The organism is Nostoc sp., from assembly GCF_036918245.1.
Taxonomy (GTDB): Bacteria; Cyanobacteriota; Cyanobacteriia; order Cyanobacteriales; family Nostocaceae; genus Nostoc.
Window position 1 is genome coordinate 15375 of record NZ_JBALEF010000089.1, and the last position, 21237, is coordinate 36611.

14 protein-coding genes and 1 tRNA gene are annotated in these 21237 nt (G+C 41.8%); 7 read left to right on the forward strand and 8 right to left on the reverse strand.

What is annotated here, in order from left to right; genetic code table 11:
- Positions 1 to 399: 399 nt before the first annotated feature.
- Positions 400 to 918 (forward strand): adenine phosphoribosyltransferase, encoded by a 519-nt coding sequence (locus tag V7L12_RS25205; protein ID WP_335088518.1) that lies wholly within the window; start codon positions 400 to 402, stop codon positions 916 to 918.
- 113 nt (positions 919 to 1031) lie between these two features.
- Positions 1032 to 2078 carry an ABC transporter permease gene (locus tag V7L12_RS25210; RefSeq protein ID WP_335088520.1) on the forward strand — a complete coding sequence of 349 codons (1047 nt, stop codon included), beginning with the start codon at positions 1032 to 1034 and terminating at the stop codon, positions 2076 to 2078.
- Between the two features lie 238 nt (positions 2079 to 2316).
- Here V7L12_RS25210 and V7L12_RS25215 read toward each other — a convergent pair.
- The 3 genes from V7L12_RS25215 to V7L12_RS25225 all read right to left on the reverse strand — a co-directional run bounded on the left by V7L12_RS25215 (position 2317) and on the right by V7L12_RS25225 (position 7221).
- Positions 2317 to 2387, reverse strand: a tRNA-Gly gene (locus V7L12_RS25215).
- A 50-nt stretch (positions 2388 to 2437) separates the two neighbouring features.
- Entirely contained in the window at positions 2438 to 3622 is a 1185-nt protein-coding gene (locus V7L12_RS25220; RefSeq protein WP_335088522.1) for a hypothetical protein, read from the reverse strand.
- A 68-nt stretch (positions 3623 to 3690) separates the two neighbouring features.
- Positions 3691 to 7221, reverse strand: coding sequence for a response regulator (locus tag V7L12_RS25225; RefSeq protein ID WP_335088523.1), 3531 nt, complete (start codon positions 7219 to 7221; stop codon positions 3691 to 3693).
- 1028 nt (positions 7222 to 8249) lie between these two features.
- Here V7L12_RS25225 and V7L12_RS25230 point away from each other — a divergent pair.
- Positions 8250 to 8885, forward strand: a complete 636-nt coding sequence (locus V7L12_RS25230) for a GNAT family N-acetyltransferase (RefSeq protein ID WP_335088525.1) — start codon at positions 8250 to 8252, stop codon at positions 8883 to 8885.
- An 894-nt stretch (positions 8886 to 9779) separates the two neighbouring features.
- Positions 9780 to 10334, forward strand: a complete 555-nt coding sequence (locus V7L12_RS25235) for a hypothetical protein (protein WP_194043947.1) — start codon at positions 9780 to 9782, stop codon at positions 10332 to 10334.
- A gap of 8 nt (positions 10335 to 10342) precedes the next feature.
- Here the strand turns inward: V7L12_RS25235 and V7L12_RS25240 are convergent, their stop codons facing one another.
- The 4 genes from V7L12_RS25240 to V7L12_RS25255 all read right to left on the reverse strand — a co-directional run bounded on the left by V7L12_RS25240 (position 10343) and on the right by V7L12_RS25255 (position 15547).
- Positions 10343 to 11488, reverse strand: coding sequence for a histidinol-phosphate transaminase (locus V7L12_RS25240; RefSeq protein WP_335088582.1), 1146 nt, complete (start codon positions 11486 to 11488; stop codon positions 10343 to 10345).
- A gap of 105 nt (positions 11489 to 11593) precedes the next feature.
- Positions 11594 to 12250 carry a YqiA/YcfP family alpha/beta fold hydrolase gene (locus V7L12_RS25245; RefSeq protein ID WP_335088527.1) on the reverse strand — a complete coding sequence of 219 codons (657 nt, stop codon included), beginning with the start codon at positions 12248 to 12250 and terminating at the stop codon, positions 11594 to 11596.
- A gap of 91 nt (positions 12251 to 12341) precedes the next feature.
- Positions 12342 to 13718, reverse strand: a complete 1377-nt coding sequence (gor, locus tag V7L12_RS25250) for a glutathione-disulfide reductase (protein ID WP_335088529.1) — start codon at positions 13716 to 13718, stop codon at positions 12342 to 12344.
- 332 nt (positions 13719 to 14050) lie between these two features.
- Positions 14051 to 15547, reverse strand: coding sequence for a FecR family protein (locus V7L12_RS25255; protein ID WP_335088531.1), 1497 nt, complete (start codon positions 15545 to 15547; stop codon positions 14051 to 14053).
- 675 nt (positions 15548 to 16222) lie between these two features.
- Here V7L12_RS25255 and V7L12_RS25260 point away from each other — a divergent pair.
- A complete protein-coding gene (locus tag V7L12_RS25260) occupies positions 16223 to 17524 on the forward strand; it encodes a hypothetical protein (protein ID WP_335088533.1) in 1302 nt (433 codons plus the stop codon).
- Between the two features lie 90 nt (positions 17525 to 17614).
- On the opposite strand, the gene V7L12_RS25265 is transcribed toward V7L12_RS25260, so the two are convergent.
- Complete coding sequence (locus tag V7L12_RS25265) at positions 17615 to 18436, reverse strand: sulfurtransferase (RefSeq protein ID WP_335088535.1); 822 nt, start codon at positions 18434 to 18436, stop codon at positions 17615 to 17617.
- A gap of 26 nt (positions 18437 to 18462) precedes the next feature.
- Here V7L12_RS25265 and V7L12_RS25270 point away from each other — a divergent pair, with 26 nt between their 5' ends.
- Together V7L12_RS25270 and V7L12_RS25275 are read left to right on the forward strand one after the other, a co-directional pair.
- Positions 18463 to 19386, forward strand: a complete 924-nt coding sequence (locus tag V7L12_RS25270) for a tRNA (5-methylaminomethyl-2-thiouridine)(34)-methyltransferase MnmD (protein WP_335088537.1) — start codon at positions 18463 to 18465, stop codon at positions 19384 to 19386.
- A 495-nt stretch (positions 19387 to 19881) separates the two neighbouring features.
- A complete protein-coding gene (locus tag V7L12_RS25275) occupies positions 19882 to 21126 on the forward strand; it encodes a response regulator (RefSeq protein WP_335088539.1) in 1245 nt (414 codons plus the stop codon).
- The last annotated feature ends 111 nt before the right edge of the window (positions 21127 to 21237 follow it).

Here is a 21237-nt window from a genome sequence, read left to right on the forward strand (position 1 = left end):
GGTTCCAACAGACTAGATAAAACAAATTTAAGATCGGTAGCCAAGACTTGAGCGTTAGACTTGTGGCAGTAGTATGACTACCTGATATATACATTACTTAACTCTTTCTACTCAAAGTTTTCCCTATATTGAAATCAAAATTTTAAAACATAACTAAATTCACCTCATTTATTAGTGAAATACCTTTTCTAGCTTGGTTTAGATTCTAATTATCGTCAATGAAGGGCGAAGCTTCAGCCTTTACCCCCACTTGACCCCCAGCGTATGACATTATAGTGTACGATTTTTCAGGTATCTGAAATTGGGCATTGGGCATTGTGCATTGGGTATTGCTTATTAATTTATCTACCTCATTCTCCATGCCCCATTCTCCATTTTCTACTCCCCATTACCCATTTTATGGATTTAAAGTCTCTCGTTCGTGACATTCCAGATTTCCCGAAACCCGGAATTTTATTTCGGGATATTACTACGTTACTGCGCGATCCAGAGGGACTGCGCTATACTATTGACTTTTTAACACAAAAATGCAATGAAGCTGGAATAACAGCTGATTATGTTATTGGTATGGAGTCGAGGGGATTCATTTTTGGTGCACCTCTGGCTTATAAATTAGGAGTTGGTTTTATTCCCATCCGCAAAAAAGGAAAGTTACCAGCAGCCGTTCACTCAATTGAATATGAACTAGAGTATGGTACAGATTGCCTAGAAGTGCATCAAGACGCTTTACACCAAGGTAGCCGAGTTTTGATTGTGGACGATTTGATTGCTACAGGTGGAACTGCGAGTGCCACAGCAAAGTTGGTGCAGAAAATTGGCTGTGAACTAGTAGGGTTTGGGTTTATTATCGAGCTACGGGATTTACAAGGACGTACACATTTGCCGGACGTGCCGATTATCTCTTTAATTGAATATTAGTCATTAGTCATTGGTCATTAGTCATTAGTCATTGGTCAATAGCAAAACAACTGGCAAATGACGAAGGACAAAGGACGAAGAACAAAGAACAAATGACAAAGGACAAAATATAAATGACATCTACGAAAATTTCCTTGGAGACAGGTCGGGATTGGCTGATCGGGCTAGTCACGAGCGAAACTTTTGTTTATGTGGCGAAGCGGCTATTGCAGGCACTGCTAACTTTGTTGTTGGCGTCAGCGTTGTCGTTTTTCATCATTCAACTCGCTCCCGGTGATTATGTAGATACGCTGCGGCAAAATCCGAAGATATCTCCTGAAAGAATTGAGGAAATCAAGCGGCAGTTTGGTCTGGATAAGTCTTGGCCAGAACAATTTGGGCTGTGGCTATGGCGAATCTTAACCAAAGGGGATTTTGGCACGAGTTTTATTTATCAACGTTCAGTTGCATCGCTGTTGTGGGAACGAGTCCCAGCGACATTGCTATTAGCGATCGCATCTTTAATTGTCACATGGGCGATCGCCATTCCTCTAGGGATCTTTGCCGCTGTCAAACAAAATAAGCCAGCAGACCGGATTTTACAGGTGATTAGTTACGCAGGACAAGGCTTTCCCAGTTTCATCACTGCCTTAGCACTGCTGGTTTTAGCCCAAATCACCTCGCCGTTTTTCCCAGTGGGTAGCATGACTAGCATCAATCACTCAGAACTGTCGTGGTTTGGCAGAATCTTAGATGTCGGCTGGCACATGATTTTACCCACCATCGCACTCTCAATTACTAGTTTTGCTGGTTTGCAACGCATTACTCGCGGCGAATTATTAGATGTTCTGCGTCAAGATTACATCCAAACGGCTCGTGCCAAAGGTTTACCAGAAAACCGCGTCATCTACGTTCATGCACTCCGCAACGCTATAAATCCCTTAATTACCTTATTGGGTTTTGAATTAGCTGGTTTATTAAATGGTGCCTTCATCGCCGAATTTTTCTTCAACTGGCCCGGTTTAGGAAGATTGGCTTTACAGGCTTTACAAGCTCAAGATTTATATTTATTAATGGCAAGCTTGATAATGGGCGCAGTACTGCTGATTGTTGGCAATTTAATCGCCGACTTAATGCTCAAAGCAGCCGATCCACGCATTCGCCTAGAAAACCTCAATTAGCAAACAATTCTAAATTCAAAAAATCAAAACGTATTGAGATTATTTCCAGTGTGCTGCCAACTATCAAACAACAAGCACGTAGCCAAAGTACGGATGTCGTTGAAGAAGTCTTCCTGATTCCTCATTTCGTCTTGAATTTGGCTGCTCTGAGTGTAAAATTTTGAATTGCTGTTTAATTAGTTATTTTAGCAAGATTCAGACTTACTTCTTGCACTAATATTTTTGAGAGTTTTTTCTAAGCGGGCGGCGGGAATCGAACCCGCATTAATAGCTTGGAAGGCTATAGTTTTACCACTAAACTACGCCCGCAAATTTCCAACCCTATAAACTTAACACAGTTTCTGCCAAAATTCAAGTGTTTAGTTGGAATTGGCGGATTGGATTGTGATCCTGACATACAGATTGCTTAATTCTGGTTTTGTGCCATCGTTATTGTGGGCAGCAATAAAGTTTTCTGTTTTGAAAACTTCGCTCAGGACTTGCTCGTATGTACTTTTTTCACTTTGCAGTGCTACTGGTTCTATTTTTAGAACTACAGCTTGTTGAAAGTTGCCATTCTGATCAATTATCAAGCTAGCTAAGAGTTGTGCTGGCTCAAGTCCTGAATTGTGGACAAGAAAACTTGAGTCTAATTGTTTTGTATTGCTTCCTCTGTATAAAGCGATAACGTCGGGTAAAGCATCTTGTCGGAATCCTCTTGATTGTATCAAGCTAATCACTTGATTTCTAGATAAGGGAGCTACTATTGCTACCGATGCTCCCTCAGTCGAAGTTGCGGGAGTTTCCCTAGTCGAAGTTGCTGGAGTTTCCCTAGTCGAAGTTGCTGGAGTCTCCCTAGTCGAAGTTGCTGGAGTCTCCCTAGTCGAAGTTGCGGGAGTTTCTCTATTTTCAGGTTCTGAAACTGGTCGATTTGATGGAATACCTGTTGGTAGTTGCGTTCCCTTTCCCAGTTTAATTTCTTGACGACGCTTCCAAGGTAAATTACCGACTGGAACTGTAGGTGTAGGTGTGGCTTTGGGTGTCGGTGTGACTTTAGCTATAGGTTTCGGTGTGACTTTAGCTATAGGTTTCGGTGTGGCTTTAGGTGTAGGTGTCGGTGTTGGCGTGGGGACTATCTGTTGTCTAGAGGGTTCGCTATTAGGTTGAGAGGCATAAATTCGGCTCTTTTTCTGGAGATTCTCAGGGGAATTTATTACGCCAAAATCTTGATTTTTAGGCGTAGTTTGTGCTGTTTGTGATGAACGTGCTGGTATAGACTTTTGAGTTGAGGATAGTGGCTTTGACGAAACTATTTTGACTGGTGATTTTGATTTGATTATTGATTTTGTTTTAGGAGCAATGTCTATCAATTCAATGGGAACAGCAGATTGATTTTGCTGGGGGAACCACAGACTAAATGCATTAGATGAGCGCATCAGCCAGAACACCAGCAAGTGCAGAGAGATTGAACTGACAACGACAAAAATCCACAAACCTGGTGGGTCGGTGTGTCGTCTCCAGACCTTGGCTGGAATTGGTGTTTTATCTGCAACCGATGGTGTCATATTATATAAACTGGATATGATTATGCACTTTTACTCATTGGTAATGCTTTAAAATACCAGTCTAAATTTTAGCGATTAACCATTACCTCTGGTGTAACAGCGAAAGTCAAAACTGTTTCATCTACTCCTTTAAGTTCTAGTGGCCTACCTTTAGTAATTTCTCCTTCCTGTAAATAATCTGCTACGGCAGCAGAAACCAGGATTGTACCGGGAACAGCAGCAGCTTGCAACCTTGCAGCAATATTCACACTTGGGCCAATAGCAGTATAATCGGCGCGTTCAGCGCTACCAAACATCCCCACAACAGCAGTACCTTGGTGAATACCGCACCGGAACTGTACGCTAGTAAGTTTGTTGCTATCGAATACACCTTGCTCTCGCCAGCGCTGGTTCAAGTCAGCCAGTGAGCGGTGCATTGCTCTTGCTGTATTAATGGCACGACGTACTTGTTCATTAGGAGTTAGTTCTTCCGGCGCTCCATATAAAGCTAAGATAGCATCTCCCATAAATTTATCTACAGTGCCGCCATTGCTAAAGACAACTTTGGTCATGGCTTCTAAATATTCATTTAGCAACTCCGCGACTCGTCTGGATCTGAGAGTATTTGCTAGCTGTGTAAAACCCACAATGTCGCTAAACAAAACTGTAATTAAGCGTGGTTCTGGGCGCAAATCTAACGTTAAATCTCCGGTTGCGGCTTTTTGCACCAACACGGCAGGCAAAAAGCGCTTTAGCACCGATTCTGTTAGATAAGTATTTAACTCCACAATTCGCCGTTCATTTTCTTTCAATGCTAAAAGATTGCGAACTTCCGCCAAAAGTTCCCGATCGTTGAATGGTTTTGCTAAATAAGCGTCCGCGCCATGTTCTGTACCTTCGATGCGGGTTTCTTCATCTACTTTCGCTGTCAGCAGAATGATTGGTATTCCTTTCAAAGTCTCCTCATTGCGGATCATCTGAATCATCTCAAGTCCGCTCACTAAAGGCATCATTAAGTCAGTCACAATCAAGCTGGGTATAATTTCCTTAGCTTTACTGTGCCCTTCATGACCGTTACGAGCTGTCTGTACATGATAGCCGTTGCGGCGGAAAATTTCAGATACATAGGTTCGCAAATCGGGGTTGTCATCTACAACTAAAATTGAGTGCTGAGTCTTATGTGCTGAGTCTTTAGTATCAACACTGGGGGAGAGGTTTATTGTAATATCTTCAATATTGTCTGTTGTTGACTCTACTAGTTCTAAATCAGCCAATTCTACGCTAGCGCGGCTGGTATTCAGTTCGGTAGGCGTTTCTAGTACTTGCTGTGCAGGTAAATGAGCATTTCCAGTCACCAGCCATAAACTAAAGGTAGTACCTTCACCATAAACTGATTCCACACTGACTTGACCACCATGTAATTCTACTAATTCTTTAACTAAAGCTAAACCCAAACCACTGCCTTCATAGGAGCGATTTGCTGAACCTTCAGCTTGGCGAAAGCGCTCAAATAGGTAAGGAATTTGTTCTTTAACAATACCAATTCCAGTATCTTGTACTTGCAAGATGCAGCGATCGCGCTCAGATTTTAGTCTGAGTGCGATCGTCCCACCTTCAGGAGTAAACTTCATGGCATTTGACAAGAGGTTATAAACCACCTTGTCAAATTTTTCCATGTCTAAGTAGACCATCGAACATTCATCTAGCTGGGTAACGAGATGCAGTCTCTTTTTCTCGCAGTAGGGACGAAAAGATTCCACTATTTGGCTGACAAATTCGACTAAATCGCAGGGATGGAAATTTGGCTGCATTCTCCCTGCATTCAGGCGTTGTAAGTCCAGGAGTTGATTTACCAGTCGCAGCAGGCGGCGGGAGTTACGCAGGGCGATCGCACTTTGAGAGTAAGATAATCCCTCACCAGCCGCCACCGCCGACTCTAAGGGCCCTTGAATTAAGGTGATCGGTGTGCGAAACTCATGGGAAATATTTTGGAAAAATTCGGTTTTTTGTTTGTCTAATTCCAGTAAGCGTTCAGCTTGTTGGCGAGTTTTTTGATACAAATGTGACTGCTGCACAGCGATCGCGGCTTGCGCTGCTACTGCTTTGGCCAAATCGATATCAGATGGCAACCATTGGCGTACTTTTTTACCTTCATGCAAGGTAATACTACCGATACATTTTCCATCAGCCAATAATGGCACAAACATTAGCGATCGCGCTGGCATTTTTAAAGGCAAATCAAAACCCCGCACATCCGAGGGAGAATGACTCACATTACCAATTACCACAGGTTCATGTGTCTGTAGCATTTGTTGGAGGATGGGATTCTCCTGTATAGATGCTTGAGAATAGGGTAATCTCTGCTTTTGTAGGTGATTATTGCTACCTAACTTATTGTCTGGGGCTGGTAATCGTAAATTTTCTGGATGTTGAAAACTGTCATACAAGCCCACACACTCAACAAACTCATCTTCCTCAGTCCATAAAGACAGGACACAGCCATCGACTTGTAAAGCTTGTCCCAATTGCTGGGTAATTGCCGCAAAGATATCTTGAGGATCTAAGCTAGAGCGAATCGCGCTAGTAATCGTATTAATCAAGCTCTCTCGCTTGGCAAGGGCACGTACTTGTTCGTAAGCATAAGCTTGAGACAAAGCTAAGGCTGCCTGATCCGCTACCATCAGCACTAACTGCACCTCATCATCTCCCCAAAAGCGAGGCAGAGAACACTGGTGCAGTGCTAGCACTGCCATCAGTTCTTGTTGGCAGATCAATGGCACAACTAAACTAGAACAAATGTTAGCAGCAGCAAAAGCTTGGCCACGCTCGCGCAGTTCGGGAGTGTTACCGTGAATGCGCTCATCATCAATTACATCGTGAATCACCTGAACTTCGCGGGTTTCCCACACCGTCTGAGCCAAAAGAGACAGAGGGGAAGCAGAGGATATAGAGGGCAAAGAGGAAAGACATACTGCTACTTCCGCTCCGATCTCCTGCACCTCTGCTTCTTCAGAAAGAGGCTTCTGATAAATAAACCCTTTATCCGCCAACTGCTCATCTTGGAAGGGACGCAACAGACAGACATCCACCTCCAACATGTGACCCACTGTATCTACAATTGCTTGCAAAATTTGTCTGTAGTCTAAAGCACTGCGAATCGTATTGGTAACAGTATTCAGCAGCGATTCTTGACGGAGTGTGCGGGTAAGTTCGCGGGTTCTAGCTTTGAGGACATTGTGGGTATCCAAAGCTTGGCGTACCACTGCTTTTAGTTCCTCCGCTTCCCACGGTTTAGTTACATATTTAAATACCTTGCCAGCATTGATTGCTTCCACCAAGTCTTCGACATCGGTGTAGCCAGTTAAAATAATCCGGATAATATCTGGATATTGAGTTGCTGTCAGGCTCAAAAATTCTGTACCGCTCATCATCGGCATCCGCTGATCGGAGATGATCACCGCGATCTCTCCCTCTTGAGCCAGCAGATCGAGTGCCGCAGGACCAGAGGTTGCCCTTAGCACCTTATAATCACGATAGAAAGTGCGGTAAAGCAAGTCAAGGTTGTCTGGTTCATCATCGACAACCAAAATTTTAGGCTTACTGTTTGCTTGGGATTTCATGCACCGCTTTCCTGCTGCAACGGCAGTCGGATAAAGAATAATCTGATCAGGTAAGGATTTTTCTGAGTCAGGTAAGAGCAGAGCATTTCGACCAATAAGGCTGTTTGGCTACATGACTGCTGAATGTAGGAGCGTTTACTCACAGTAATTCGTCTCAATTGCTTGTACCGATTACCGTTTGCGTTGGTGCAGTGTAATTGCTTTCATTGTCAGTTTTAGTGTTACAGAGTCGACGCTTGCTTGCCAAATCTTTTTTCACCTCCTGTGAGCAATGTCTGATAATACATACAGCGCTCATAGCCGGCTGAAAAATCCAGATAAAGCTGCATATTAAGTTTTCCCTCCACAGCTGTTGTAATAACACTTGCAGGTAAATTTTATTTATGGTAGTCATGGTAGAGTCAGCGAAATTAAAACAATAAGATTTAAAGCCAAAGTATACTATTAGACAAATACCTCTTTCTAATTTAGCAATCAGAACTATCATTAAGACAAGTGGTAGTGGTTGAGGAGTTAGAGATTAGGGATTAGGGAACCTTACAGATTCATGTCCCAGTACCTATACAGCCTATTTGGATGACTTGGTAGCAAAGTAGTGTCAGTGTAGCGGCAACTGCAAAAACAAGTTAAGTACTGCAACCAAGGGTGGTTTGAAACCAGAGCTTGCCAATAGTGTACTTACTTAACAATTTCGGAGATGCTGCTTACGGACAAGTTATGCTATTCCTCTGCCCACTTGCTCAAACCTCTATCACTTTACAGATGTTTTTGTGGCAATCAGTTTGATATCTTGCCTACCTAAAACAAGGGATGCAATGAATATACTGAATTTAAGGTTATAAATTTATGAAGTCGTAACTCCTAATACTCTTTCAAAATGCAGGTTAGAAAACTCTAAGCTAAAGTGTAATTTGTTTAATCGACAAGCAAAAGCGAATTAGCAATATTGGTTCAGTTAAATCTCCTCGGCAATTCTTAAGTTCTGATTTAATTTAAATCTTGTTTTAGGATATTTGAGAAAATTTTTGTTGAATAAAATCAATACTAAACTAGCCTTGAAATATCGGTTTTTTCACCCATACCAGCAACAGCCAATCGATCCAGCTTCCTACCAATTCCAAATTCGTACAGCTACACCTGCTGATTTGATTGGTGTTGCCCAAATTATTACTGAAAGCTTTCACTCCCATAAGGGTATATGGGGATGGGCTTTCCCGTTGCTACGTCTGGGTATTTACGAAGACTTAAGACATCGGATGGCATCACCTACGCCCCGTCATCTTTGCTTAGTTGCCCTTGAAGCTACTACTGGTGAGGCTAATAACTTAGTGGGAAGTGTGGAAATGGGTGTACGTTACAGTAGTGATTCATGGAGCCAGGTTGGTGTAGGTTTTCCTTACTTATCTAATTTAGCGGTTCACCCAAAATACCGTAGACATGGTGTGGCTTCAGGATTACTTACTAGCTGTGAAAAAGTCTCTCGCGAGTGGGGATTTCAAGACTTATATCTCCATGTTTTAGAAAATAATCATCAAGCAAGACAGCTTTATTTCAAGCTGGGATATCGAGTGCATAAAGTCGAATCTAATTGGAATACATTTCTTCTAAGACGCTCAAGCCAGATGTTATTGCACAAGCACCTGAGTGCTGATTCCATTATCTGAATTTTGTTTTGGCAATTGTCAAGTTTTGTGTTTTATTCCAATTAATTCGATAAAATCTATAAATCATAGCGGTAATTAAACACAAACTAGGCTAAACCACGTCTACCTTGAGAACCATAGTTATTTTGACTTAGAGAAAGCTCAAAACTCAAGCCAGGACTAAATAATATACTTTTCTTAAGAACTTTAGGTTTTCAAATAGACGAGGTTTAATTAGAAATCTAGCCAATATTAGCTAAATATCTAGATAAATCCGCTTTGATTTGGAGAACTTACGTAGTTTAGCAGGCAAGAGCTAACGGTAAAGAAGGCTCTTTGAGTTATACTGGCTTTTTCACGCAATCAAACAGGAGTCCTATAGATCAAAACTAAAACATGTTTGTTAATTTACGAAGCGAGTAAATAGCTTTTGATAATTTTTTCTCAAAAGAATATTTTATTTAAACTTTTTACGAAAAATCCCCTCGTCCGTTTAAACAAATTATCTTTTTGGTAAATATTTTTAATATTAAAAAATGTTAAATTTAGCCTTTTGGGATTTATGGTTAACAAATTTTTTAAAGCATTCGATATAGCTGAAAATGGACTATAATGGCAACATACGCGAAATCGCGTTGCAAGAAATAATTACTTCCTCATAATAACTTTGTAATTCATATATTCATCTTTATAAAAACTTTAATAAAACACTAGTATAGTTTAGAGACAAATCTAGTTATATTTTATAAAATATAATCACTCAATTACTGAAACAACGCCTATATATTGCTATTTTTAGTTGGATTGACCAGAAAGGTCTTGATAATAAAAGAATTCAAAAACTTGATTTGATATAACAGTTAATTCCGTTTTGAAGTGCATACTACAACAACATTCATTAAAAGTTTAAAAAACATGGATAGCGAACAGCATCGACGCTATCAGACCTCTATGGTATCAACTTATTACCCTGAAACAACTTTCCTTGACTCTGTTGTCATGTCAGACGGAACTGAGCAATCGCAAGGCTCGGATATCCTTACACGTTTGCACAGTGGAGAAGTTTTCATTGTCAATAGTCGTAGGCGAAATGGATTAATACTCTTTAAACGCTACCATGCAGAGTTTGCTGGGCCTGGGGCTGCTGTGGGTGGGGATTACGATTGTGATTGCCAAAGGGCACTGCCTATAGGTAATCTTTCTTTATTAACTCCTGAATCTAATGAAGAACGCCAGAAGGCTTACTTGATTAGGCGACAGTGGATTCGATTGATCAAACAAATTACAGAAAATCCATTGCCTGGGCAGCGAGTGCAGAAAATTCTCGATCAATTTGAACAATACTTTCCACCAGAAATAGTGGCTCTTTTGCCGGATGTTGCTTTTGCTCTTTTAGTGGGTGTGCTGCCACAAACAGTGGGAGTAGTTCGCCGTTTGGGCAGTGAGGTGAATAGCAGGTTTAATTACTGAGTAAATTGCTAAGATGACAAATTAGCCAAAGCAGCTTTTACTCGATTAACAGTGCGGGCGTTTTCCTCTATTGTTCCGACAGTAATTCGTAATCCTCCGCTAATGTGTCGCACAATAGTGCCCAGTGTTCTAAGTTTCTGGTGGAAAGTTTTTAAAGCAACTTCTTGTGAATTAAAGCCATTTGGTTTAAGACGCAGGTAAATAAAGTTGGCAGTACTTGGAGTAATTTGTAGTTCTGGTTGTTGGGATAAAATTTCGATGAGTTTGGCTCGTTCACTCAGAGTTTGGGAAATTGATTGCAGCAAGAGTGTACGATTTTGTAAAGCAACTAATGCTGCTGCTATGGAAAAACTAGGGAGATTGTAAGGTAAACGAACTTTTTCTAAAATGGCGATCGTTTCGGGATGAGCGACGCAATAACCAATACGGAGAGATGCCAATCGGAAAGCTTTAGAGAAAGTGCGTAATATTACCCAATTAAAACGCTGTGCTAATTCACCTACTAAAGTAGTTTGACTGAATTCAAAGTAAGCTTCATCAATTACTACCAAAATATGCTCTGGCAAACTTCTTAACCATGCCAACTCTGCCTCAGTTAAACTGTTGGCAGTCGGCGAATTAGGATGTACTACGAAAACTACGCGAATCGGGGGATTTTGAGTTTGTTCGATCGCAGACTGTGCGGCGCTTATGTCAATTTCAAAATTTGTTTCATTTCTCCCCACTGCCACTACAGGAATCCCTAAAGTTTGCGCCAAAATCCCGTACATAGAGAAAGTGGGATTGGCAACTAAAATTGACCCTTCTCCTCCTAGACAGGTGGCAATTAATAAAGAGCGGATAATTTCATCTGAACCATTACCAACAGAAATATTGGCAGTAGTAAACAACGATGACGAGAGGGCGGCTGATTGATTGACATATTCGGCGATCGCATTCTTAAGTGTTTCATGTCCGCCATCTGGATAACGATTTGTTTCAATTACTTGCTGATACGTCCACGCCAGCTTCTCTTTTAACTCAGGTGGTAAATCGTAGGGGCTTTCATTTGTATCTAACCGATCGAACTGTGTGGCGACATCGGCTTTATCGCTGCTAGGATGAGGTTTATAGGCGGTGAATTGGGCTAAATCTGACCGGATGAAGGGAAGCATAGTTTTAGTCATTAGTCATTGGTCATTAGTCATTGGTCATTAGTAACTAACAAAGGACAAATGACTAAGGACATTAGTTATGTGTAAGTCTAATATTTTACAACTTCAAGGTAATTGGCAAAAGAGGCGAATTGCCTGCCAAATTTCTTCCATAACATTACCCAAGGCGTGGTCACTGTCGAGTTCGACTAATTCCACCCAAGGACGCGATACCTGCGGTGGGCTTCGCCAACGCGCAAAGTCCCGACTAGCTTCGATCGGAATGACTTCATCCTTTTTGCCATGCAAAATTAGTGTGGAGATAGGGCGTTGCAAAAGCTTTTCTTGGTATTGGGCAGCATCTGTAACGAAATCGTAACTTAAGGAAAGCGCTCGCTCTTCTCCATAGTGGTAGACCATGATATATTTTTCTTGCTGCCAACGCTGTACTTCTTCATCCCCTAGTTTGGGCAACCAATGGGATAAAAACCCAAAAGCTGGTGCTAGCAAAACTAAGCGTTGCACTTGTAAATTTTGTTGTCCCAAGTGGGCAGCAGTCAAACCACCCAAACTTGAGCCAATAAGCGTTACTGGTGTAGAATCATTGCTGAATTCTGCGGCAACTTGAGCCAGCTGACGAGTAATTGTCAATTGGAAAAAATCGCCAGCATTAAGATCGGGAATTTTCAGCTTTGTCTGAATTTGAGTAAAGCGATCGCCTATATCCCGCGCCTTAGCAGATTTAGGGCTGGAAGCAAAGCCGTGAAGATATATGTAGTGCAATGTTAATAGTTAGGAGTTAGGAGTGAAGAGTTAGGAATTATAAGTTTTAAGTTATGAGTTTCTTTCTTCAACTCATAACCCATAACTCTTATTACCGCATTGTGACAAATTCCTCTGCGGCTGAGGGATGGACACCCACAGTAGCATCAAAGTCTTTTTTGGTTGCACCCATCTTGATGGCGATCGCCACACCTTGGATGATCTCAGCTGCACCTTCACCTACCATGTGAGCACCTAGAACTTTGTCGGTGTTGCTATCAACCACCAACTTCATCATTGTCTTCTCTTGCTTACCAGTCAAACTATGGTACATGGGGCGGAAGCGAGTACGAAAAATTTTGACGGCATCACCGAGTTTTTCTCGTGCGTCGGCTTCTGTCCAGCCGACTGTTGCGGCTTCTGGGTTAGAAAATATGGCTGTGGGCACAGTTTCGTGACTGAATTCGCGGCGATTATCCCCAAATTCACTATCGGCAAAGGCGCGACCTTCGCCAATAGCTACAGGAGTTAAATTGATTCGGTCGGTGACATCACCAACAGCAAAAATATTTGGTTGAGTAGTTTGACTATATTCATTGACTGCGATCGCACTTGTGGTAGGGTATCCAGGCCCTTCGATAGAACTGGCGACAACATCAACCCCAGCGTTTTCTAAACCTAATCCATCTACATTGGGGGTTCGACCGGTCGCTACTAAAAACACATCAGCAATTAGTGGTTCTTGGTCGTCTCCTGATAAAGTCAGTTTCAACCCTTCTGGGAGGCGTTCAATTGCTTTCACCACATTATTCTTAATCAAGCGAATTCCGTGGTTCATCATACCCTCTTCAATTTCTATACGGACATCTTCATCAAACCCATTCAAAATCTTTTTACCTCTGGTAATTTGTGTCACCTCAGAACCCAAACCGCGCATAATACAAGCAAATTCCGTGCCGATATAACCAGCGCCAATAATGACGATGTGTTTTGGTTGTTCTTTTAAATGAAAGATTTCGTCGGAGGTAATGCCATGCTCCATCCCTGGTAAATCTGGCTTGACGGGACGCCCACCAACTGCAATTAAAATTTTGTCTGCTGTAACCTTACGTCCATCAACTTCTACAGTGTGGGGGTCTACCAATGTGGCGCGACCGGAAAATAGTTCTACTCCGGCTTTTTCTAAAAAGCTGATGTGTAGTTGCGACAGTCGCCGAACTTCCTTATCTATAGATGTAATGAAATATTCCCAGTCAAACTCCGCATTACCCACTTTCCAACCATAGCCTGAAGCGTCACTGAACAGTGCAGGAAAGTGAGAGCCATACACCATGAGTTTTTTGGGAACGCAACCGCGAATTACACAAGTGCCACCAACTAAATCATATTCAGCGATCGCCACTTTTGCGCCGTAGCTAGCCGCTCGTTTGGAAGCCGCCAAACCTCCAGAACCCGCACCAATTACAAACAGGTCGTAATCAAAAGTCATAAGTTTATGTTCTCTTTCGCAACAAGTTAGTTCCTGGGAACTTACACACAGAATCTGATTGAACTATATAAGGATATCCCGTGAACCCTGTGTAAGTCCTGTCCTTGATTTAATCTAGCGTTAGCAGATGCTATCTGGTCGTAGGGAATATCACTTTTTGCTTTGGCGGCAGTAAAGGCAGTAGTTAACAGTTGTATAGTTCTGCCCCTAATCGAGCATAAGTCTGTGCTACCGCATTGGAGCAGCTAAGTTCCACAGGAATTACGCAAAATTATGACAAAACGTACTGTCTTCGGCTTTCGCATAGCATTTTTTACCCCCATTAGCAATTTTTATGTACTTGGAGAGTCAGTTGGGGTTACAGGTGTTGGAGTTACGGGTGTTACGGGTGTTAGATCTGTTGGAGTGACAGGTGTTGGAGTTACAGGTGTTACGGGTGTTGGATCTGTTGGAGTTACGGGTGTTGGAGTTACAGGTGTTGGAGTTACAGGTGTTACGGGTGTTGGATCTGTTGGAGTTACGGGTGTTGGAGTTACAGGTGTTGGAGTTACGGGTGTCACGGGCGTTGGATCTGTTGGAGTTACGGGTGTTGGATCTGTTGAGGTTACAGGTGTTGGTGTTACGGGCGTTGGATCTGTTGGAGTTACGGGTGTTGGATCTGTTGAGGTTACAGGTGTTGGTGTTACGGGTGTTGGATCTGTTGAGGTTACAGGTGTTGGTGTTACGGGTGTTGGATCTGTTGAGGTTACAGGTGTTGGTGTTACGGGTGTTACGGGTGTTGGATCTGTTGGCGTTACGGGTTTTGGATCTGTTGAGGTTACGGGTGTTGGAGTTACGGGTGTTACGGGTGTTGGATCTGTTGGCGTTACGGATCTTGGATCTGTTGAGGTTACAGGTGTTGGTGTTACGGGCGTTGGGTCTGTTGGCGTTACGGGTTTTGGATCTGTTGAGGTTACAGGTGTTGGTGTTACGGGTGTTGGATCTGTTGGCGTTACGGGTTTTGGATCTGTTGAGGTTACGGGTTTTGGATCTGTTGAGGTTACGGGTGATTTCTCAGTTTGGCCAACTGGTGAAGTTAGCTGCATAATAGAGGGGTTTTCAATTACTCCCTCGCCTTTTATAGGTGGCTGTGCTTCCAAAGCCGCAGCAGTTTCGGCTTGAACACTGGTGATTGCAGGATCAGGTGTAGACACAGGACTCTGCCTGTTCAAATCAAGTTCCCGAACCATCTGGCTCGTTTCATAAAAATTTCTTAGATCAAAATCATATAACCTCTGAAATTCGCCTTTAACTATAATCACCATTTGCCCTGCTTCCAACACCTGAGTTTCAGAAGCTTTCTTGTTAGAAACTTCGATGCCGCTATTTGTCAGCGCACCCACAATCGTGGTGTCTGTTTGTTGGTCGTAGCGTACAAATAATGCTGAACCACGAATTGCTGCTGCTGCATTTGGTGTTTGTATACGTGTTTGCCCCCTTCCTGGTGGGATGAGCAACAATACAGTCCCGTTTGTCAGTTTAAAGTCACGAGTCTTCGGCAAAAATTGAAATAACGCCTGTTCTCCAACTCGTGCCAAAGAGCCATCATTAAAACGTAAATCTGCTAGGGAAGCTCGACCAGTTGACAACCCGTCCCCAGGGGTCATTGCATCTAATTTGCGTGCAGGACGTTTCTTCAATTTATCTTTGGGTATCAGTTGTACGATGTTGCGGAGGTTCTGAATCTCTGCTCGCGTTAGAGGAGTTATAGCGCTTACTCGATTTGGCAGAGGCAGTACTATAACTCCCCATAAACCAATCACCAATAATGGAAACGATTTATAAAACATAGTTTGATAAATTTTGACCTTCAACTAATATCATAAAAATTAAAGTTTAAGCTAAGGCTAATTGTTGTAAGAGTTTTTTTAAGTAAATTAGTTTAAATTTTAATTTAGATTTAATGCATAAAATAGATAATAAGTGAAAAAAATGACTCATATTTTGTTTCTGAAAAAACTCAGTACACCTCTATTCTCTTTTTTCGTGTCCACCTGTTCCTTATCTATGCAAGCAAGTTCATGAATCAAATTGGATTACTATATGTATTTTAGTTGATTTAAGATTTCCTTCCGAGACTGAACTTGTATGCAATAAAGTCTATAGTAGATTTAAAAGTTAGTATTTGATATAAACAATTAAATGATAAGTACATTACATATAATCCTTTATAATCAGTTAAGCCAGAGGGTCATTAATTATAGGGGACAATAACTTGCTAAGGATTTGTTGTGAAATTACCCACTAGCTGTATTTCACTAAAATCTAAGCAGCAATTTTATCGGAGCCTCTCAGTTTTACAAAAAAATCTGGGAAAAATCCGAAAAGCAGCAATTTTAGTTTGTAGTTTCAGTATATACCTACAAAGCTAAAATAGATGCAATCAACTGTATCTTTGTAGTCGGAACTTCCGATACAGCTTGTGGGTCTACATTTGCCAAACGCAATCAATGCGATTTAACCAGATGCGACTCAAGAACTGGAAAAATTTGTTTTTTTGTATTTTGTTAACGTCCAGTGGTGGAACCTGGTGTTGCATTAGAGTAAATGCGGCAGAATCTGCAATTACAGATGTTTGGCATCCTGATAACTTAGCAACCACACAAGTAACTCATGAGCAGTTATGTCATAAGTTGGAGCAAAAGGCAATTAACTCTTTGTGCAAGCTGTCGAGTGAGTCACATACTTTAGACTCTCGAATGCCGTTAAATCTGGCACAGCAAACACCAGAAACGACTCAAATTCCAGATCAAACCGAAGAACCTATAGATACTCAAAAGCAAAATGACCCGCCACAGCTAGAATCGCAGCCAAATAATTTGCCCATATCTCCTTCAGACTCAAAAGAGCAACTATTAAATTTACCTGAGATAGAGTATTCCCAAAGGCTAGAGAGGTTGATAGAACTGCTACGATCGCCAAAACAAACGTTTGAATCTGATAGCGATCGCGAATTGGGGTTGCGGGTGCGGTTACGACCTCTAGAACAACAGCTACCACCACCGACAGAACAATCTGTACCTCAGTTTAAACCTATCGGCTATCTACAAGGACGTGTCGGCTACTTCCAGACGAGTAACATATTTTCCTCAAATGATAGTCCCATAGAAGATGGTTTAATTATTTCTGGACTGACACTAGCGTCTACATATTTACCTTTGGGATCTAAGACTTTTTTAAATGGCTCAATTGATGGCAATCTGATTCGTTATATAAATCAGTCAGAATATCATTACAACCAGGTGAGATTCAATCTCAGTATTTACCAGCAGCTATCCCAACGAATGTATGGAGAAATCAGTTGGAGCAATCAACATTTATTTTATGCCAACAACAGCGATCGCTTGGATAGCTTCAAAGCAGGGGATCGCTTTTTAAATGAAAATTCCCTGCAACTGTCTTTGGGACGCCGAGATCCCTTAACTTCAAGATTAACCCTAGATAGCTTCTACGAATTGAGTGTAAATTTTGCCGATCCCCAAAGTCGTAATCGGATAATCAATTCCTTTTGGGTGTCTCTGAACTACTACTTGCAAAAGCCTCTCCAGGTTGGTATTGACTACCAAATGAATTTATCAGACTTTACACAGCGCGATCGAGAAGACGAATTTTATCGGCTATTCGGACACTTAAATTACCGAATATCCGATACCATTTATATGAATGTCCAGGCTGGAGTAAGTTTAGGTAGTTCAACCGCCGAAAACATTGATTTTGATGGCTGGTTCTTCAGTATTAATTATGGTTTGCAATTAGGTAAGTTTTGAAATTTGTCCTTTGTCATTAGTCATTTGTCCTTTGTGATTTATCCTTTATTAAAAACTAATGACCAATGACTAGTGACTAATGACTAATGACTATAAATAGGAAATCCAATCACTCCAGCTACCAGCATAAAGTTTACCCTTGCTAATACCAGCTAATTCTAAAGAAAGTAAATTCACACAAGCAGTAACGCCAGAACCGCAATATACCAATATTTCTGCGGCTGTTTCTAGCTTTTCCCACCGACGCCGTTGTTCTTCTGGAGGGAGTAGGTAGCCGAAAGAGTCTGTAACTTCTTGCCAGGGATAGTTGACTGCACTGGGAATATGTCCCGCAATTCGATCGATTGGCTCTCGTTCGCCTCGGTAGCGATCGCTCTCTCTTGAATCTACCAATACTACCTCGTGGCTATCTTTCCAGCTTTTCACCGCTGTAATATCTACCACCTTTTCTCTTTGTACTTGAGCTGCAAACGTACCCATTCGGGGAGGAGGAATAACATCTGTAACAGAATATCCAGCTTTTTGCCATCCAGCCAAGCCGCCATCCAGTACTGCTACTTGCTCATGTCCTAGATAGCGCAATAGCCACCATAGACGAGCCGCAAAGGCAAAGCGCGAATCATCATAAGCTACAACTAAACTTTTTTGGTAATTTACCCCAATCACTGCCAATTTGTTAGCTATATCATTGGGGTTAGGTAAAGGATGTCTCCCGCCATGCTTACCCACTGGACTGGAAAGATCCTGATTCAAATCTAAGTAATATGACCCCTCTATATGGCTTGTTTGATACTGTTGTTGTCCTAGTTGTGGATCGGCTAAAGAAAAGCGACAATCCACAATAACAACTTGCGGATCTTCTAGATGTTCAAACAGCCAAGCTGGGGAAACAATAAACTGGGAATTGGGCATTAGTCATTATTTAGTTTTTTGGTAAGATGTCAGACTTAGAGAATTTTACACCTAAGTTAACAGCAGATGGTTCTTTCACCTTTGTCTCTCAAGAGTTTGGTGAATCCTTTCACAGCCATTATGGAGCTACGCAGGAAAGTTTTTGCAAGTTTGTGGAACCTACTAAGCTGGCTACAGCAGCGCAAAAACCGATCTTGCGACTATTGGATGTTTGTTATGGTCTAGGATATAACACAGTTGCTGCTTTGCAAACAATTTGGACAGTGAATCCTAGTTGTTGTGTTGAAGTAATCGGTTTAGAACTGAATCCAGCGGTGCCACAAGCGGCGATCGCTCATCATTTGTTCGACAATTGGAACTGTAACTATATTGAAATTTTGAAAAAGCTAGCTTTTGAGCATCAAGTGCAAACACCTTGCCTGAAAGCGAAGCTACTAATTGGCGATGCTAGAACTACGATAACCCTAGTACGTCAGTTTAGTTTCTGGGCAGATGCAATTTTCCTCGATCCCTTTTCACCACCACAGTGTCCTCAATTATGGACTGTTGAATTTATTAAACAGCTGTCATTGTGCTTACATCCAGATGGTTTATTAGCCACCTATTCTTGTGCTGCTGCTGTACGCACAGCACTTTTGTCTGCTGGCTTGGTGATATCTTCTACCCCACCCGTAGGAAGGCGATCGCCTGGTACCGTGGCAACACATTCTAAAAATGCTGAGTCTAAAGATCGCTCTCCACTCACCACCCTCTCAGAAGTTGAAAAAGAACACTTGCTAACTCGTGCTGCTATTCCCTATCGCGATCTTCAATTGAGCGATCCAACCGAAGTCATAGTCAGGCGGCGACAACAAGAGCAACAAACCTCTTGCCTGGAACCTGCCTCCCATTGGCGAAAAAGGTGGCTATTGGGAACACAAAGCAGGGATTTTATGGAAACTAGTTTGTAGTTTGATTGCAATATCATACAATATGCTACGCCTATGGAGTGCAAGCCTAATTCAACGAGTTTTTACGAGCCAAATAGCTTATCTATATGTTAGTATTTAATATCACATACTATTTAACAGTACTTGAGTTTTGCTATAACTGCGTAAAAACATTGATATCTAATGATTACTATAAAGACTTGAAATTCAAAATCCGATATCTCGATATAAAGCAGTCAACTATAACGCTTTCTGACGCCATAAGGCTAAAAAATCTCCGTAAAAAACCTGATTTAACATTTGTGAGAATTTATCATACTGGAATTAGAAGCAAAAAATTTGACAAAAAGATACACCTTGTTCGTAACATAAAAGATACATGCTGCGAAAAATTTAGACCGGCAGCTTGACATCATGCATAATCCATATCAAAACTCTAGCTCCGATACAGTCGAATATTCAATTTGTTTTTGAAATCTAACACTGTTAACTTGTGCAAAAACTTGGAGTGCCTTTGTGATTCAATGGAAATCCAACCATACAGGCTTTACAGAAAAAATTGTTAATGGGTCAAACCCCATTGGCATAGTGAAGAGTATCGGTTCAAATCATGCCGTGGGATCGCAAAATGCGGCGGGCTATTCTTTAAGCTTATCTAAAGAAGACTTTATGCTTGAAGATCAGCAAGCAATGTCTTCTTGGATAAAATCTGATATTAATTGTAGTGATGATTCATTGGTCTCTAGAACACTACAAGCCAAAGGTTCTAAAGTGAATGAGTTTGATTTAGATCCGCCGAAGGTTTTAGTAGTTGACGATCATGCCGCCAGTCGGATGACTGCTGTTGCCCTCTTGGGTATGGAAGGATACGAAGTGATTGAGGCGGACAGTGGTTCCATTGTTGTCGAATTGGTAACTCAAAAACAACCAGATTTGATTTTGCTGGATGTAATGATGCCAGGAATGGATGGATTTGAAGTGTGCCAATTGCTTAAACAGGATGAGCAGACTAGGTTAATCCCAGTAATTTTTATTACAGCGTTAAATGACAGGCGATCGCGCATTCGGGGAATTGAAGTTGGGGCAGATGATTTTCTCACCAAACCCTTTGATCGGGTAGAACTAGCGGCGCGTGTAAAGTCCTTGGTGCGGCAGAAGCGTATGAACGAAGATTTAGACCATGCCGAACAAGTACTGTTTTCCATTGCCATGTCTATCGAAAGTCGTGATCCTAATACAGGCAACCATTGCGAACGTCTAGTAAAACTGGGACAAGTTTTTGGTGAATACCTCAATCTCTCACGCTATCAAATTCGAGATTTGATGTGGGGTGGTTATCTCCACGATATCGGTAAGGTAGGTATTCCCGATGCAGTGCTGCTGAAAAAAGGCGAACTCACCCCCGAAGATTGGCAGCTTATGCAGCAGCACGTTTTGATTGGAGAAAAAATCTGCCAGCCACTACGCAGTATGCGGGGTGTAATTCCGATTATTCGTCATCACCACGAACGTTGGGATGGCTCAGGCTACCCTGATAGACTCAAGAGGGATGATATTCCCTACCTAGCCCAAGTATTTCAGTTAATTGATATTTACGATGCCCTAACCAGCGAACGACCTTACAAAAGAGCTTTTACTTCAGCAGAAGCACTTTTAGTGATGCAAGAAGAAGCTGATTCCGGTTGGCGTAATCCCAAACTAATGCAGCAGTTTGCAGAGTTTATTTGCTCTTGTCAGGAAAAAGGGAAGAGTGGGGAATAGGGAGTAATGATTTGTAGCTGCTGTAATGAACGCTAATTGGTATTATGGTAATCTCCACTTTTGAGGAGTGAAATTATACCAACTGCTGAATTCTGACTACTTTGATATTTT